Source organism: Pseudaestuariivita rosea (genome assembly GCF_017592335.1).
Lineage (GTDB): Bacteria > Pseudomonadota > Alphaproteobacteria > Rhodobacterales > Rhodobacteraceae > Parasulfitobacter > Parasulfitobacter rosea.
Genome location: NZ_JACNMP010000003.1, coordinates 1 through 16,550 on the forward strand (window position 1 = coordinate 1; position 16,550 = coordinate 16,550).

17 protein-coding genes and 1 tRNA gene are annotated in these 16,550 nt (G+C 50.6%); 14 read left to right on the forward strand and 4 right to left on the reverse strand.

The window, feature by feature from the left end; all coding sequences use genetic code 11:
- Window positions 1–186: 186 nt before the first annotated feature.
- Window positions 187–561, reverse strand: coding sequence for an ATP-binding protein (locus tag H7848_RS19710; RefSeq protein WP_208347861.1), 375 nt, complete (start codon window positions 559–561; stop codon window positions 187–189).
- Window positions 562–975: 414 nt separating this feature from the next.
- Here H7848_RS19710 and H7848_RS03045 point away from each other — a divergent pair, with 414 nt between their 5' ends.
- Window positions 976–1,353, forward strand: coding sequence for a Rap1a/Tai family immunity protein (locus H7848_RS03045; protein WP_208347863.1), 378 nt, complete (start codon window positions 976–978; stop codon window positions 1,351–1,353).
- 123 nt (window positions 1,354–1,476) lie between these two features.
- Here the strand turns inward: H7848_RS03045 and H7848_RS03050 are convergent, their stop codons facing one another.
- The gene (locus tag H7848_RS03050; RefSeq protein ID WP_208347865.1) at window positions 1,477–2,202 is read right to left on the reverse strand and encodes a hypothetical protein; all 726 of its coding nucleotides are present in this window, start codon (window positions 2,200–2,202) and stop codon (window positions 1,477–1,479) included.
- A 913-nt stretch (window positions 2,203–3,115) separates the two neighbouring features.
- Here H7848_RS03050 and H7848_RS03055 point away from each other — a divergent pair.
- The 8 genes from H7848_RS03055 (at window position 3,116) to H7848_RS03090 (ending at window position 11,829) form a co-directional block, all read left to right on the forward strand.
- Window positions 3,116–3,604, forward strand: coding sequence for a site-specific integrase (locus H7848_RS03055; RefSeq protein WP_237072566.1), 489 nt, complete (start codon window positions 3,116–3,118; stop codon window positions 3,602–3,604).
- Window positions 3,605–3,685: 81 nt separating this feature from the next.
- A complete protein-coding gene (locus H7848_RS03060; RefSeq protein ID WP_208347866.1) occupies window positions 3,686–4,486 on the forward strand; it encodes a hypothetical protein in 801 nt (266 codons plus the stop codon).
- Between the two features lie 189 nt (window positions 4,487–4,675).
- Window positions 4,676–4,912, forward strand: a complete 237-nt coding sequence (locus H7848_RS03065; RefSeq protein WP_237072553.1) for a helix-turn-helix transcriptional regulator — start codon at window positions 4,676–4,678, stop codon at window positions 4,910–4,912.
- Window positions 4,905–5,564: a helix-turn-helix domain-containing protein gene (locus H7848_RS03070; RefSeq protein ID WP_208347867.1), complete on the forward strand. Its 660-nt coding sequence runs from the start codon at window positions 4,905–4,907 to the stop codon at window positions 5,562–5,564. The genes H7848_RS03065 and H7848_RS03070 overlap by 8 nt, the downstream gene beginning before the upstream one ends.
- Before the next feature lie 441 nt (window positions 5,565–6,005).
- Window positions 6,006–6,887 carry a hypothetical protein gene (locus tag H7848_RS03075; RefSeq protein WP_208347868.1) on the forward strand — a complete coding sequence of 294 codons (882 nt, stop codon included), beginning with the start codon at window positions 6,006–6,008 and terminating at the stop codon, window positions 6,885–6,887.
- A complete protein-coding gene (locus H7848_RS03080; RefSeq protein ID WP_208347869.1) occupies window positions 6,884–7,789 on the forward strand; it encodes a hypothetical protein in 906 nt (301 codons plus the stop codon). Before H7848_RS03075 ends, H7848_RS03080 begins: the two co-directional genes overlap by 4 nt.
- Complete coding sequence (locus H7848_RS03085; protein WP_208347870.1) at window positions 7,786–8,646, forward strand: hypothetical protein; 861 nt, start codon at window positions 7,786–7,788, stop codon at window positions 8,644–8,646. Before H7848_RS03080 ends, H7848_RS03085 begins: the two co-directional genes overlap by 4 nt.
- 36 nt (window positions 8,647–8,682) lie before the next feature.
- Window positions 8,683–11,829, forward strand: coding sequence for a calcium-binding protein (locus tag H7848_RS03090; protein WP_208347871.1), 3,147 nt, complete (start codon window positions 8,683–8,685; stop codon window positions 11,827–11,829).
- A gap of 153 nt (window positions 11,830–11,982) precedes the next feature.
- Here H7848_RS03090 and H7848_RS03095 read toward each other — a convergent pair whose 3' ends face one another.
- Together H7848_RS03095 and H7848_RS03100 are read right to left on the reverse strand one after the other, a co-directional pair.
- Window positions 11,983–12,324 carry a hypothetical protein gene (locus H7848_RS03095; protein ID WP_208347873.1) on the reverse strand — a complete coding sequence of 114 codons (342 nt, stop codon included), beginning with the start codon at window positions 12,322–12,324 and terminating at the stop codon, window positions 11,983–11,985.
- A 298-nt stretch (window positions 12,325–12,622) separates the two neighbouring features.
- Window positions 12,623–12,698 (reverse strand) — tRNA-Lys (locus H7848_RS03100).
- A 181-nt stretch (window positions 12,699–12,879) separates the two neighbouring features.
- Between H7848_RS03100 and dapF the strand changes: the two genes are divergently transcribed.
- From dapF to H7848_RS03125, 5 genes are read left to right on the forward strand one after another with little or no spacing between them, the layout of a single operon-like run.
- Window positions 12,880–13,683, forward strand: a complete 804-nt coding sequence (gene dapF, locus H7848_RS03105; protein ID WP_336512056.1) for a diaminopimelate epimerase — start codon at window positions 12,880–12,882, stop codon at window positions 13,681–13,683.
- Window positions 13,680–14,939 carry a tRNA (N(6)-L-threonylcarbamoyladenosine(37)-C(2))-methylthiotransferase MtaB gene (mtaB, locus tag H7848_RS03110; RefSeq protein ID WP_208347877.1) on the forward strand — a complete coding sequence of 420 codons (1,260 nt, stop codon included), beginning with the start codon at window positions 13,680–13,682 and terminating at the stop codon, window positions 14,937–14,939. Before dapF ends, mtaB begins: the two co-directional genes overlap by 4 nt.
- Window positions 14,936–15,580 (forward strand): glutathione S-transferase, encoded by a 645-nt coding sequence (locus H7848_RS03115; RefSeq protein WP_208347879.1) that lies wholly within the window; start codon window positions 14,936–14,938, stop codon window positions 15,578–15,580. Before mtaB ends, H7848_RS03115 begins: the two co-directional genes overlap by 4 nt.
- Before the next feature lie 51 nt (window positions 15,581–15,631).
- Window positions 15,632–15,907 carry a hypothetical protein gene (locus H7848_RS03120; RefSeq protein WP_208347881.1) on the forward strand — a complete coding sequence of 92 codons (276 nt, stop codon included), beginning with the start codon at window positions 15,632–15,634 and terminating at the stop codon, window positions 15,905–15,907.
- Window positions 15,904–16,527: a glutathione S-transferase gene (locus H7848_RS03125; RefSeq protein WP_208347883.1), complete on the forward strand. Its 624-nt coding sequence runs from the start codon at window positions 15,904–15,906 to the stop codon at window positions 16,525–16,527. Before H7848_RS03120 ends, H7848_RS03125 begins: the two co-directional genes overlap by 4 nt.
- The last annotated feature ends 23 nt before the right edge of the window (window positions 16,528–16,550 follow it).

A 16,550-nucleotide genomic window follows, 5' to 3' on the forward strand; every position in this document is an offset into this window, starting at 1 on the left:
TCGCCTCCGATTACGTGGCCCATGCGGCGCAAACGGTTCGAACGGCTTACGCGGCCCCACTGGGGCCACGGTCCATTCTCACTCCATCCTCGCCGCCACCGCCCAGAACCTCCGCAAACTCGCAAAGATCTTTCCTGCACCGCTGCAAACGCGAAAAGCATGATCAGAAAGGTGCTCGCACCCCGTTCAACAAACTACTTTCTGCGCCAGAAACACGTTGTTTTTCAACAGAATCGGCAAGAAGCTGACATTCGGGCGGAAACAGAACTTGAACTCGTCAAGTGTCATACCGCAGCCATTATCGCTTACTCGAACGACGTTCCGTTGCAGATCGATCTCAACGTCAATCTGGGGAGAATATTCTGCCCCTTCGCTGGTCCTCCGAGCGTCGACTGCATCTAGTGCGTTTTGAAGCAGCTCTGAAAAGATATCAAAGTAACCGGTGTAGCTTTTTAGAACGTTCAGGACTTCGCACCGGATAGCCTCGGACGCAATTGAGTGGTTGAGGCCGCTTAAAGCGTTCTCTGACACCAGTGGATCAAACCCTGAGACTTCAGACACTTCTTATCCCTCACCTGAAAAACATATGCTGTGAACTTAACCGGGCGAACCAGACAAGCAAACCATTAGCAGCCTTGCGAGCCAAAGAAAATCTGATGCGCGGCAATGGGGTAAGTGGCACAGCCTGTTAGAAATACAGATTGTTTATATTGAGTCCCTAATGTGGCCGACTGGATCGTACGCAATCCAAGTATTTGAACTTCGTTTGGCGTGCCGAGCTATACTATGTCCGCTTTAGTCTGGAGTCGGTCTGCCTAACAAATCCGCCAGATGTAGACACGAACCGAAGTGGACACGCGAACACTAGGACCACTGCCAGCACAGTGAGCCCAAAACGCATTGACGCTAGTCGTGAACAAGACTCCCTTGATTCAAGACGGCCTTACGAGACATATTAGGACTATGAGAACTCTAATGCTTGCAACACTCATGATGCTTGGACCAAGCAGCGCATCGCCGCAAAGCCTTGATGGTAACACCATTTTGGACTTTTGTAGTAGTTCGAACTTAGGTGACAACGGATTTTGCTTTGGCTACGTTTTTGGAGTGAACGATGGAGGCATGTACACTGCGCTTAACGTGGTGCAGCAAGCCGATGGCGGCCAAGAACCACTCCAAAACACCGTGCAAGATCTTACTACAGTCTTGGGTTACTGCACGCCAAACACAGTTGCCGCGCAGCAAATGGTCGACGTTTTTGTCTCCTATCTTGAAGACAATCCTCAGGTACGTCACAGACCTGCACAAATCTTGTTTACACAGGCAATGACGGAAGCATTTCCCTGTCGGTGAGACAGGCATTTATCCCAAGCCGATGTCAGCTTCGGTCACAGACAAAAGTTTTGAAAGTGCGAGGCCGTTGTGCCTATCGAGATCGGACTAAGAAAACATGCGTGATAATATATCTTACGGAAATTACGGCTGTTTCTGTTGCTCGGAGTTCTTAGCCCGAGCATTGGTTACGATTGACATATCAACCTGCCGTTTGTGTTCGTTCGTTTCTGCATAATCTGCACGTTCAAGGACTTCTAGAAGGTCAATGCCGATCAGTTCTTCGGGTTTTAACATGATGGCTCCGATAGCAAAATCATCTTCAAAGTTGACGCCCATGGTTGCGCAAAAATTGACCACAGTATCGTTAGGAGCTTTATGCCTTCTTGTTCCAAGTGGAGCAGAGATTTCGACATTGGGTAGGGTTATAACCGCTGACTCATATTTGGGCACCATAGCAGGGTTTTCTAGCTCGAAAGCCATTTGAAACACTCCCATAGTTTCGCCGACCGTTAGGGGGGAGGGGCGTTCAACACGTCCTTCCGCAAGTTGCCTCAAAATTTTATCGATGTTGAGGCTCGGGTCGAGCGGGATATTCAGCAGACAAACAATGCTGTTGATCGCGGCTTCGCTGTTCTGTTCGTTCTTCACAAGTATCGAAATATCGTCGATATCAATATCAACTAAAACCGCCTTGATGGCGAAATTAGTCCCAGAAAAATAGTCTAAAACCTCTTTTATGACTGCCCTTGGATCAGGAAGGAGAACAGTAACAAGAGCTATAGCTGAAAGAGCAAGTGCTAAAGTGGATTCTCCAAAAGGCAAATACCTGCGCCAGTTCTGCTGAGTGCCACAATTCGGGCAGATCATCGCGCGGTGATCTATGTCTCTAAAGCACGATACACATTGTGTGTTCTGATCAGATTTGGCTTCCATACAATGTAGATAGAAGGAGCACGGTTTTAACACCAGACTATTAACAAGATAGGTCAGTATAGTTTGTATATAATGACTATTATCTTAACAGGTGACGTTCTTGAGGAGACATCTGGTCTGTTTCGTGGATCAACACAGATGAGCTAGAACGCGGCTACTTCGTTCAATGGCTAGGTGTGGACGAATTCGGTGAGCTGCGGGTCATACAGGCTGCTGGAATTGGTTACGATCTTGTGGCACCAAGTACGTCAATCACACTTCTACCGGGGACCTATGATGCAGCTGCCGTCTAGCTCGAAACCACATCTTTTATGATCGTTGTCCGAAAACTTAGACTACAAAAGCACTCCGCTTCCGTTGAAGAAAGCAGACCTTGGCGCAGCCGCAGCGAAAGGGCGCTATATCTGCATTTGGTAAGTTCGGTTATCGAACTATTTTGCGCCCGCCGCGAATGGTAGGAATGTGGGCTGCTAGCGCAGAAACCAAGATCCCAAGCGGACGTCGGCATTGGGCTGGTTTGACCTTTGCTTTAATTGGCCGGAAAGATAAATGCTTCAGAGTGCTTGGTGTGTTGCTAAAATACATCGCACTGTATTGTTCTTTACGCTGCTTCCGTAATGCTTCCATGCAGCAATCATGTAGCGTTGTTAAACACAGACATTCCATTAAGTACTTGAAAAATAAAGGTAAAGTGGTGAGCCGTACAGGATTCGAACCTGTGACCCACTGATTAAAAGAAAAGAAACGCTATCTGTCAGACGCGGAACAGGTCAGGCTTGGCGCGACGCTTGCTGCCGTACTCGAAGATGGCTCAGAAAGCATCTATGCGGTCTCAGCGATCCTGCTGCTGATCTACACAGGATGCAGACATAGTGAAATCCTGACGCTGCGGTGGGACTATGTTACGTCCCACCACCTGGAACTTCCCGACAGCAAAACCGGGCGCCGCCGCATTCCGCTTCCAAGGGAAGCCCACGACATTCTTACAGAACTCCCCCGCGAAGAGGGAAACCCCTTTGTCATTGTCGGAGACGTAGCTGGTGAACGGTTGATCAACCTGCAGAAGCCTTGGAACCGTATTCGCAAGCGGGCTGGCATTCCAGATGTGCGTATCCATGACCTACGTCACACCTACGCTTCAGTTGCCATGAAACAGGGGATTGATCCGTTTACGCTGAAGGAAATTCTCGGTCATAAGAATCTCCAGACGACCCTGCGCTATGCACACCTCGCAGATGATGCAGTTCAAAGCGCAGCCGGAACCGTTGCATCACGGTTGGCAATGGCGGTTCGTAACCGTTCGGCAACGGTTCAGCCCCTACGTATCGTTAGGTAACCATACATACGGCCGTGCCCTTGCATTCGGCTCGGTATGCGGTTGGGTAGAGACACCCCTCATTCTTGCTAATGGTCACATATGTCTACCTTTACGCTCAGCCTGTTTTATCCGCTACTGCACGCCTTCGACGAAACCGGGCGTGCGATGTTCCGAAGCGAATGGACAAGTTGGGAAGCTTGGGCACGCGACTACGGCGATCCAGACGAGACCAGGCAGAAGAGACGGGCCATTTTTGATGCGCTTAATGTGTTGGTGGGGCGCGAGAACGCTCTCACGCAAGTCTTCGTTGATCAAAGTGACAAGGAAGCAGCCGCAATACAGAACCACAAATTTCAGGCTATCTATAAAGAGCAGGAACGTCTGAAGCTAGAATTGCATGAGTTGCCCCAAGTGCAAGATAATTGGATCAAAGACCACAAAGCGTTTCAACGGCGTTCTAGGGTTGAAGCTGAACTTCGCGATGCATTCAAGCAGGGTGAATTAACCCTGCTTTTCGGACCATCGACCATCGTCGATTGGAAGCGTTGGGCCAACAGCACAGATTTCCGAGTCTATTTCTGCCTGTCCATGATCCGCGCACCCAAGAACCAACTCTTCGGAACAAGACGAGCTGCAGCGCTCATCAATCGGGTTGAGTTTGACGAGTGGATCAAACGGTTCGGCGTCGTTCCAGAGGGCGACGGTGGCCTCACAGCAAAGGCACAGTGCACGAACCGGTTGCGTGCCGAGGTTGCAAAAGGTCAGAAACGCAAGACCAAAGACCAGTATCGAGCAGAGATGATGGATCAGATACCGGGTCTCAGCCGACGTCAATTTGATCGTTGCTGGGCGGATGAAACACCAGACAGCTGGAAAGTATCTGGCCCATTTCGGAAGTAATTCGTAACGTCAGTGTTCCGAACTATTAGTGGCAGCGCAGCACTCCCTTTAAGAAACTGATATCATTGTATTTAATTCGGTACGCTGGATGTTGCGAACTTAGTATTTCGTGCCGTCTAACCACATCATTTCCGCCATCGTACGTCTAAGGGCGGGCAACAACGCTCATCGAAAATAGGCGGACCTGAAATGAATAAACGTATACAAACTATGCTGGCGGACAGCGACCTTGACCGATTGATGGATGAACGCGAGGCGGCAAATTTACTCTGCTATTCTATGCGTGCACTGCAAAACTGGCGGCATCGCGGCGGCGGGCCACGATTTGTCAAAGTTTCCGGGCGGTCCATCCGTTACCGGCGGCGTGATCTACTTGACTGGATCGATGGCAAGACAATCACCAGCACGTCACAGTTCAATGGCTGAAGATGAAGCGCGGCCACAAGGAAAGAAGGTCACAGTTGGTCAAGTTCCCTATCGACGCGAATTTCAGTCTGGGCGGGATTTCGCAGCTCGGAAGACAGTTTGGCAGATAAGAGTATCAAAGGACAAAGGCTTGTCGCCTACAGCACTTCGAATTGTCTTGCTTCTGCCGAAGTGGTTGAATTCAAAGACTGAGGAAGCCTTCCCGTCCCAAGGAACAATTGCAAGGGAATTGGGTCTCACCGAACGCGCGGTCTCAAATGCGGTTTCCATGCTGGTAGACCGAGGCCACTTATCGAAAAAACAGGGACGAAAGGGCTATGGCGGCACAAACATTTACAAGATGGAAACGCCCGAAGCTGAAATACCGAACGAACATTCCCTATCTAATGCGAAGGCTAAAGAGTACCCGAACGAGCGTTCAGCATTGATCCGAACGCGCGTTCCGAAAGTACAAGAACATACGTTCAGACAAACAATTAAAGAAACAAATAAAGGAACAGGCTTCAAGCAGACTGATAGCGATGAGATCGTTGATAGAAGCAACGAAGGCATTGAAGCTGAGAACCGAGTCACAAAAGAAGATGCCGAGAGAATTATGAAAGAAACGTTTGGACCGAAATGCTTAAACCAATACGGCGGGCTTCAGCGCTGAGTTGGAACGGCGGAAAGCAATCTTTCCCCGCAGAGACTAATTCAGCAAATTGCACGCTGAAATGCTGACGTTTGCAAGATATCCAACGTCAACTCAGAACCAAACCACGTTGGTGCTGCAGTTTCTGGTCAATCCCAACAAGGCCCCTAAGGTTCGATATAATCTAACTGCGCAACATGTCGGAAATTGAAGACGCTAAAATCTAGATTTTTCTTACTTCTTACCCATAGGTGATAATCCGCCTAAGAACTCGCTTCAGTGCGTTCTTTGCCCTTTCACTTAAAGCTGAGCACATCATGCAACTTCGGCCAAAATCTGCTGAGAGCCACGCATGTTGTTCGCTAACATCGGCGACGATCAGATGTGCGTCACAAATGTCACTTCAACCGTAAGGTGACCGTGTGTAAGCTTAAGTTGACACATGGATTCTGGTGAAGATTGATGAAAAGAATTCTCTACGCCGTCCTCGCGCTTGGTGCCTTGTCACTGGTCATTTTCGCGCAAAATCAATCCAAAAATAACGATAATATCCACCCGCCAATTTACTCAACCGGCATGGCCCCCCGATATGAAGCAGACCGCGTGATTGAGATGACACTGCATGAATATGATCGGTTAAGTGGAACACTGCATGATACAACTGGACGTTTTACGACGTTCGGGATTGAGATGAAGTACCTCGGTCAAGCTGCAACGATTGCCGACGGTAAAGATGTATCCTTTTTTCTAACGGTGTTTGAATGGGATTCTAAAAAACCTGATCAGATAGCACCTGGCAATGGTCCAGATAGATACACGGGTGCGATGGCGTTTGAGAATAATATGAGCGCTATAATCGCCACAAATGACCAACCAAACCTTATCCGATGGAATAGAGAACTTAGAGAAGCAAAGGCGAAAAATCAAAGCTTCTCAGGGTACGCACCAGGAGCCATGCGTGGCGAGATATATGATCTTCGTGATAGTTACTGCGGATTTGAGTTATTCGAGCATACCGAAGCCAGACGATGGCATCTAGGTGAACCTCATGATCTTACCGAAACAGCTCCGCAAACCATTGCAGAACCCTTTAACCGTGCACGTATTTTTGGCCTACCAAACGATGACGGTGACTATTCTTTAGTTGCTGAATGTGAGGTCAAAGATCTTGATACAGGTCGCACCTATTGTGAAGCTAGATTCGCCTTCAATGATTACATCGGCAAGAGAGTCAGGTTCGATGGTCAGCATCTTTGTGGACTTCCAAAATTTCTAGAGGCACATCAAAAATTCTTGGAAGCGAGAGTTGTCGCACAAGACGAATTTCAGAGAGGCATACAATGAAAAAGTTCGTATTCGCAGCGGTGGCGCTGGCTTCTCTGTCGGTCGTCATTTTTGCACAAAATCAGTCTGAAAACGACGAAAACATCCATCCGCCATATTATTCAATTGGGATATCGCCGCCATACGATGCCGATCGTGTGATTGAAATGACATTACATGACTACATTCGTTCCCCCGAAAGGCGTCAGTTTGAAACCTCAGGTCGCTTCACAACCTTTGGGATTGAAAGAAAGTATCTAAGCAATGCTGCGACAATAGCAGACGGCCGTGACGTTCGCTTTTTCCTGACTGTTTTTCAATGGGACCCGAATGAACCTGATAAGATATGGCCCGGTATCAGATTTGAGCCGGAAGCTTTGGATCCATCGATCCGTTATATTATGAGTGCTTCGCTCTGGGCTGGCCATAAGCCTAATCTTCCTATTTTGAATCAAGAATTGAGGCAATCAAAACTGAACTATCAAAAATTTCCCGGATATGCTCCAGGTGCAGGGCTTGGCCAGATATATCTTGCTCGTGAAATATACGATCTTCGTGAGACCTATTGTGGATTCGAACTATTCGAACATAGAGGGGCCAGACGCTGGCAGCTTAGCGAACCTGCCGATCTAACACGACCTGCACCCACAGCAGTACCAGAGCCATTCGATCGCGCGCGTATATTTGCACTACCAAATGACGAAGGCGACTATTCTATAATTGCGCAATGCCAAACAAGTGTCGTTTTTGAAAACGGTGAAAATCATTGCCAGATCGAGACCGAATTTAATGACTACATCATGGTACGCTATGGTTTCGAAGGTAAAATGCTTTGCCACGCCCCAGCTTTAATCGCTGCACATCAGCAGTTCTTAGAGAGCAAAGTAGTCGCCCAAAACGAATTCCAGAGTGGCATCCAATGAAAAAGTTCGCATTCGCTGCAGTTGCGCTGACTGCACTGTCATTCGTTCTTTTTGCACAAAACCAGTCAGACACGGATGAGAATATCCACCCCCCATTTTATTCTATCGGGGTAGCGCCGCGCTATGAAGCAGACCGCGTGATTGAGATGACGCTGCATGAGTATGATCGGTTAAGTGGAATTAGGCATAAGACAACAGGCCACTTTACGACTTTCGGAATTGAAATGAAGTATCTCGGTCGAGCGGCAACGATTGCTCACGAAGAGGATATCGCATTTTTCTTGACCATTACTGAATGGGATGAAAATCGACCAGATCAGATTAGAGCTGGGAATAGCATTGATGGATATTCTGCTTCGGTAGCCATTGACAACAAATTCGTATCGAACATCAGCGTCACTAGGGGCTTCTCTCTGCCTTTTTGGAATAACCGTCTTAGAGAAGCGAAAATGCGAAATCAGAGCTTCTCTGGCTACGCACCAGGTGCAACCCGGGGTGATATCTATGACCTGCGGGATAGCTATTGCGGGTATGAGATGTTTGAGAACACCGAGGCCAGACTATGGCATGTCGGTGAACCTCATGACCTTACTCGAACAGCTCCCCAAACGGTTGCTGAACCTTTTACTCGTGCGCGTATCTTTGGATTACCAAACGATAGTGGCGACTATTCTGTAGTAGCGGAATGTGAGGTTCGAGATCTCAAGACAGGGCGAACGTCCTGTTTAGCGGACGCTCAGTTCAATAGCTATATCGTCAAGTCTATTAGATTTGAAGGACGGCACCTTTGTAACCTGCCCGCCTTTATCACAGCGCACCAAGAATTTCTTAAGGCGCGCGTTGTTGCGCAAAACTAATCACCTCAACCCAGTATTGTACTTAAGGAGACGACAATGAGTTCCAGATCAATAAATGGCGAGTTGAGCATCACAGCTCAGGAACTAGATTTTCTCGATAGTATTCTTGCGTCAGGTGACCGGGGTGGATTTTACCTGACATACGGCAGCATGATGGCCTACAAAGATGATAACGGCAGCTCGCAACTCGCGCTGCAAGCGAAAATATCAACCTTCAGTGATCCTATTGGTGCAAGCGCATTTCTAGCTAATCGTTTGGTGCAGGAAGCTTTTCAAACGCCAGCCACCGGCTTTCCAGAGACTTATGATGGGATTTACAAGTTATCTCAAGATGTTGCGATTGCTGCACTGAGTGCGGCGACTATTGATTTAGAGTTAGGTGGCAATGGTTTTATCAATGATGATGCAGTTTTTGATAGTACATTTATAGGTTGGGGCGATAATGTTGATTACTTCCCTGGCAATATTCTAGCAAGTCCGTTTGAGCAGTCTATTCGGGTGGTAAATTCAGTTGTAAGCGAACTCGTCAGCATTGTCGTTGATGAATACAATGCCACAGGAGCGGTGAGCCGCGACAGTATTATCGAATGGCTAAGAGCCCCACCTAGTGATCCAGAGTTATCACCGGGTGCAAAGGCGTCAGCGCTGGCTGGCTTAGCGGTTATTATCGATGATGATGGCAGTTTCGGTGGTAAGCAAATTTCAGATTATTCAGGTGCTGGCTATGATCGGCTCAGTTTACCCTATGGTGCAAGTAGCCCATTTGACGGACCGCTTGACGTTATTATCTCGAACGAAACTGGAAAGGTTGTGGCCGTTGATGACAGTGGGATATTGCCATCCGTTCAAACGGGATTTGAAGTTGCACTCAATGCTGCCATAGCTGCCGCCACGTTGACACGGCCATTCATGGGCGGCGTTCAGGGTCTGATTGACTCTGTGCTTGACCAGGTCTTTCAGCGCCATACTCCAACTGATTGGACGCAATTAGACGACCCCTCGCCCGATGACGGTGATGACCAGCCTTCACCTGTTTACACCGATGTCACCCATCGCATGTCGTCTGAGGCGACAGACGGGAATGATATCCTGTTTGCGGAAGGTGATCTTGCCGCTGGTCTTGACGGCGACGACATGATCTTCGGCGCGGGTGGCACAGACTTTCTTTATGGCAACCAGGGTAACGATTTCCTCTATGGCCAGAACGGCGATGACAATCTTGAAGGGGGCATCGACAACGACCTCCTGCGCGGGGACGATGATAACGACATTCTCAATGGCGGTCAGGGCAGCGACACGCTGGCTGGGGGCAGCGGCATTGATGTCGCGGTTTATTTGACAGGTTCTGATGGTGTCATAAATGGCGGTGTCGATATCTTCCTGAATTCCGACTTTGACTCCGATCAGGCAGGCATTGAGGGGGATCGCGTTTTCTTTGCCAGCGAAGAGGATGGTTCGGTCGACACGCTTGTATCGATTGAACGCATTGTCGGGTCGAATGAGTCAGATACAGTTTATCTTCAGGGCAACTTCTCGCAGATCGTCGATATCCTTGGTGGCTCATCGCGGGAAGTTCAGATCGATGGGCAAGAGAATATCGATATCGTCACTTTGCCAGATGACACCACGCCTGGCCTGGATACGATTGATATATCTGGCCTGACCGCGCGCGTGCAGGTTGATCTGGCAAGCGCAACGGGCGGGCCAGGCCAGATCGCATCCGGTGGCACATCAATCACCATAGACAACTTCGAAGCCGTGGTTGGCAGCGCACAAGGTGACATTTTGAACGGTAACGACGAAGCCAATCTGTTCGAAGGTGGCAAGGGCGCTGACATTATCGATGGCCGAGATGGCGTTGATCTGGTCTACTTTGATGGAAGCCTGGGCGGCGTCACGGTCGATCTGGCCGCTGGCACTGGGTCACGCGGCGAAGCGGCCGGGGATCGGTACACAAATATCGAAGGGGCTGTTGGCACCGACCATAATGATGTGTTCATCGCGTCAGGTGCAGGTATTCAGTATTTTGCAGGTGGGGCTGGTAACGATACCTTCCACTTGGACGAACATTGGAGTGAGAATAATGTCGCCGTTATCTGGGGCGGTGCCGGTCAGGATACCATCACAGGAACCGATGAGGGCATTGTCGCTGTGACCGTTGAAGGTCTGACGGAAGACAATTTTCACTTGTTCGATGTCGCGGAACTTGGTTTTTCGGATGCGCAGCTCGCAGCAATCGATGCGATTGTTTTGAATCCTGAGGCAAGTGACATCTTCAAGTCTAAAGATCGGCCAGACAGCGGAAGTGTGCCTGAATACACAATAAAGACAGGTACTCAGTCCTACACATATACAATAGAATATACTCCATGGATCAATATCATTGCAGATCCAAATGACGAGGATGAAGGTAACACTATTTTAGAAGCCGCCCCTCCAGAAATTGCCTTCTCAAATACGCGAACCGTATCAGTCGCAACTAAAACCGGGGACGATGATAGAGCTCAAGTCGGAGTAATAAATACAGACCTCTTCGGTGACGTTTTTGCCACAATGGGCGGCTCATGTCACTTTAAAAGTGCAGAGAGTGGTTCAGGTGGTAGCCTGGTTACGTATACAGAAGAATTATACTACGATGGAGCTCTTCAAAGTTCCAGCACTGCTAAATTTTATGTTGCATTACGGTATTGGAACCATGACAGTGTATGGGATCCCATAGAAATGGAGGTAATTCGAGAGTATTCTGCATCATTCTCTGGGGCAGCAAGTGCCAACAATTCTACACCACGGGACTGGTTTGTTGTTGGCGGAGTGTTTAGTGGTACCAGCTTGATTGCTGATGGCTCTTATACAGTCACAATGCCGGATATCGAAACGGGTTTCAGCAGTACCGCAAATCTCACCTTTGCAACGAATTCTACCAATAGTTCCAGCAGTTCTGTCGCCTCCACAATGGCGCAACTCGATCAGGGAAATGACGCATTTATCTTTGCTGAGAGTAATGCAGATGACGCTATTGATCTGAGTGGCTTGCCCGGCATCGACAATTATCAGGACTTAATGACCAATCACGTAAGTGAAACAGCAGAGGGTGTTGCCGTCGACGATTTAGCCGGGACGACACTGATGTTAGAAGGCCTGACACTCGAAGATCTAAAGGAAAGCGATTTTGCCTTCGCGTGATCAGGATAGGTGCAATAATCTGCGCTGATACACAGGAAACAGTTGGGCACCTTCGGGTGCCCTCCTTGTTTGCACGGATCTCAGCTTTCGGAAAGCACCCAGCATTGTAGGTGGTTCGGCCCAATGTCAATTTTGGGCCGCAAGGTGCTTAGTTCATGTTTTGGCCTTCTTAGCCCGTGCGGCGCCGCTGCGCTTTCCCAGTTCAGACATCACTTGGCGGATCATCTCTTGTTTTGGCAACTCAGCGACGGTTTCAGTAGTTTGACAGCGGGGGCTATCATCATCAATATTTTCATTGTCACTTGAGCATGAAGTGCGAGCATCGACCAAAACGTTTTGCCCAGCTGAATGGTCTCCATTCTCAGTCTCTGTGTCGATGTTATCATCCTTTAGTAATTTGAAGAGTGCGATACCAACCAAGCTGATACAAACAACTGGACCCAAGACCGGTACCAATACGGACGGTACTAAAATAGCCAATCCTGCTCTTTCCATATACTTGTTCCTTCTAAGTTCACCTCAGATCAAATTGCGAGGTTTTCGACTTTTAAGCAGCGATTTGAAGGCTGCTTGAACCGTTCAGATGAACGGTTCCTTGCTCACAATAGCACGCAGATTCGCGGTTACGTCAGGGCAGTTTAGATGGTCAGTACATTTCTGGCCGGTCAGCGTAGTGCAGCGTTACAACACTTGGAATTTCAATCATGCTGCTTCCGTATTGCTTCCGGATGACAGGACGCCCAAAATTCAACACGCAGAGTATATCTTAACCTACTGTTATAAAATGTAAAAGTGGTGAGCCGTACAGGATTCGAACCTGTGACCCACTGATTAAAAGTCAGTTGCTCTACCAACTGAGCTAACGGCCCACTTCATATCGCGTAACTCAGACACAGTCCCGAGTCATTACGAGACGCCTAATTAGGTGGGGGTCGTCCGGCGGTCAACCCTAAAATGGGCGCTTTTCGTCGCCATTGCTTTCAAAAACAGGATCAGCGCGTTATATGCCAGCACATGATGGACAATGCGACTCGGGCAGGCCTGCCATTCATGAAAATGCATGGGCTGGGCAATGATTTCGTGGTGATTGATGCGCGTGAGAACGATGATGTTATCACGGCCGATCTGGCACGCGCTGTGGCTGACCGGCACCGGGGTGTTGGCTTTGACCAGCTTGCCGTGATTGGGCGATCTGAAAAGGCTGATCTGCGACTGGTGTTCTTCAATGCGGATGGGTCACTGTCGGCCGCCTGTGGTAACGCAACACGCTGCATTGCGCGGCGCGAGATGGATTTGCGCGGCCGTTCGCATCTGACCATAGAAACGGATCATGGCGTTCTTGCAGCCGAGGATGCTGGCGATGGCTTGACTCGCGTCAACATGGGGCATCCGCAGACGAATTGGGAAGATATTCCGCTGTCTCAGCCCATGGATACCCTGAAGCTGCCAATGGACGGCGACCCGGTCGCCACAGGTATGGGCAATCCGCATTGTACTTTTTTTGTCGATGATGTTGCCGCGATTGACCTTAACGTTTTTGGCCTCGAATACGAAACACATCCGCTTTTTCCTAAACGAACCAATGTCCAGATCGTTCAGCGCATCGGGTCGGATCACCTGCGTATGCGGGTCTGGGAACGGGGGACGGGCATCACTCTGGCCTCGGGCTCATCGTCCTGCGCGGTGGCCGTAGCGGCGGCGCGGCGGGGTCTGACCAGCCGGACTGTGCGGATTGATCTGGATGGAGGCCAGATCGATATCGACTGGCGCGATGATGGGGTCTGGATGACCGGACCGACGATGCATGTGTTCGACGGTGTGCTGACGGCCGGTTTTCTGGACAGTCTGCCATGACCACAAGACCGCCCGTTTTTTCCAACCACGGCTGTCGTCTGAACGCCTATGAGACCGAGGCGATGAAGGAACTTGCCAGCGCGTCCGGTCTGGAAAACGCCGTGATTGTCAATACTTGCGCCGTCACCGCCGAGGCCGTGCGCAAAGCCCGCCAGGATATCCGCAAGCTGCGGCGCGCCCACCCGGATGCCAAGCTGATCGTCACCGGTTGTGCGGCACAGACTGAACCGGCACGCTTTGCCGAGATGGCCGAGGTGGACGTCGTCGTTGGTAATAGCGAAAAGATGCAGCCCGACACCTGGGCGGATCTTGCGGCTGATTTCATTGGCGAGACCGAGGCGGTTCAGGTCAATGACATCATGTCCGTAACCGAGACAGCCGGTCACCTGATTGACGGTTTTGGCACCCGGTCACGTGCCTATGTGCAGGTTCAGAACGGCTGTGACCACCGCTGCACCTTTTGCATTATTCCCTACGGCCGTGGCAACTCGCGGTCGGTTCCGGCAGGTGTAGTGGTGGATCAGATCAAACGCCTTGTAGATCGCGGGTATAATGAGGTCGTGCTGACCGGGGTCGACATGACCAGTTGGGGCGCCGATTTGCCGATGCAGCCCAAGCTGGGGGATCTGGTGATGCGGATCCTCAGGCTGGTGCCCGATTTGCCGCGTCTGCGGATCAGTTCGATTGACTCGATCGAGGTGGATGAGGCGTTGATGGAAGCGGTTGCAACCGAACCGCGCCTGATGCCACACCTGCATCTGTCACTGCAGGCGGGCGACGATATGATCCTGAAACGCATGAAGCGCCGCCACCTGCGGGACGATGCAATTCGGTTTTGTGAAGACGCCCGCAAGCTGCGGCCCGACATGACCTATGGCGCTGATATTATTGCAGGTTTCCCTACTGAAACAGATGCGATGTTCGAAAATTCGTTAAAGCTGGTTGAGGAATGCGATCTGACGTGGCTGCATGTTTTCCCCTATTCCATCCGGCCGGGGACGCCTGCAGCAAAGATGCCTCAGGTCGATGGAAACACGATCAAGGACCGTGCGCGACGGTTGCGGATGTCGGGCGAGGCGCAGGTTGAAAAGCATCTGAAAGCGCAGGTCAGTCAGATGCATCAGGTTCTGATGGAGAACCCTCATATGGGCCGCACGCCTCAGTTCGCCGAGGTGCATTTTGACGCCCCGCAGCCCGAGGGCCAGATCGTGCCAGTGCAAATCAAGCGCTACGTGGAAGGCGAACTGCGCGCATGATCGATGCGACGCAGTCGTCCCTGCCGGTGCTGTATTCATTCCGGCGGTGCCCCTATGCCATGCGCGCGCGGCTGGCGGTTCAGTCGGCGGGCATAAAATGCGAACTGCGCGAAATCCTGTTGCGCGATAAGGCCCCGGAATTTCTGGAAAAATCACCAAGCGCGACGGTGCCCTGCCTTGATTTGGGGGACAGGGTGATCGATGAAAGTCTGGACATCATGCTGTGGGCGCTTGGGGAAAACGACCCGGAAAACTTGTTGAGGATGCCGCAAGACGGATTTGACCTTATTGCCGAAAGCGACGGGCCGTTCAAAACCGCCCTTGACCGCTACAAATACAGCACCCGGTATGGCAGCGACGCGCTGGACGAACGCGCCACGGGGGCAGAATTTCTTTTTGAAATCAATGGGATGCTGGCTGATCAGCCTTATCTTTACGGCACCAGCCCGACGCTCGCTGATATGGCGATTGCCCCGTTTGTCCGTCAATTTGCGAATACGGATAAAGGCTGGTTTGACGATCAGCCGTGGTTGGCGCTGCGGGATTGGCTGGATCGCTTTATAAATTCTCAGCAATTTCAAAGTATTATGCAGAAGTATCCCGTCTGGAAAGCGGGTGATGACATAACGATTTTCCCATAGCATGGACAGACACCGCCCGACTGCCTACATTAAGGTTAGGAGGACTTGGATATGGCCCTACCCCTTGCACCGATTGCCAGCTATGGCCTGCTGATTGCAGCGACATATGTTATGGCGCGCAACTTTCCGAAATTGCCGCGAAATCAAAGGGTTGAAGATGCCCTGGACGTCGTCGACGAAGGCATCGGACTGGCGCGGGATGAGGATCAGGTAAATGCCTCAGGGCGGATCAAGCGCCGTTATTTTCCGACCGGTCAGGCCCTGGGGTTTGAGATTGACGCAGCCTTTCTGGCGCGGCTTCGGATCAAACGGATCGAAAAAGAATGAAATTATTGCTGGCGGGGCCATCGCCCTTTGTGCGTAAGGTGTTGGTTTTATTACATGAAACCGGCCAAATGGGGGATGTTGAGCTGCAGAAGGTTGCGGCCAATCCGGCCGATCCTGACCCCAATCTGACGGCTGTCAATCCGATCGGCAAAATCCCGGCTTTGGTGCGCGACGATGGGCCTGCGATCTATGACAGTCGCGTCATTTGCCGCTATCTGGACGCGCGGGTGCATGCGGGGCTTTATCCTGAAACCCATCTTTGGGAAACGCTGACGCTGGAAGCGACGGCAGATGCCATCATGGAGGCCGCCGTTCTGATGGTCTATGAAAAGCGTTTCCGCCCCGAAAAAATCCAGTCAGAAGAATGGCTTGAGGCGCAGTGGGCGAAAGTGTCACGCGCTGTGTCGGTGGTGAATACCCGCTGGATGAGCCATCTTTCCGGGTCGCTGGATGCCGCCCATATCGCGATTGCCTGCGCCTTGGCCTATCTGGATTTTCGGCACGATGACCGCAGCTGGCGGCATGGGAATGATGCGCTGACCGACTGGTACGCGCGTTTTGCCGACCGGGACAGCATGAAAGCCACAACAGCAGAAAAACTGGACACGCTTGTCAGTTAAAGAACCGTTCGCACCCCAAGCGA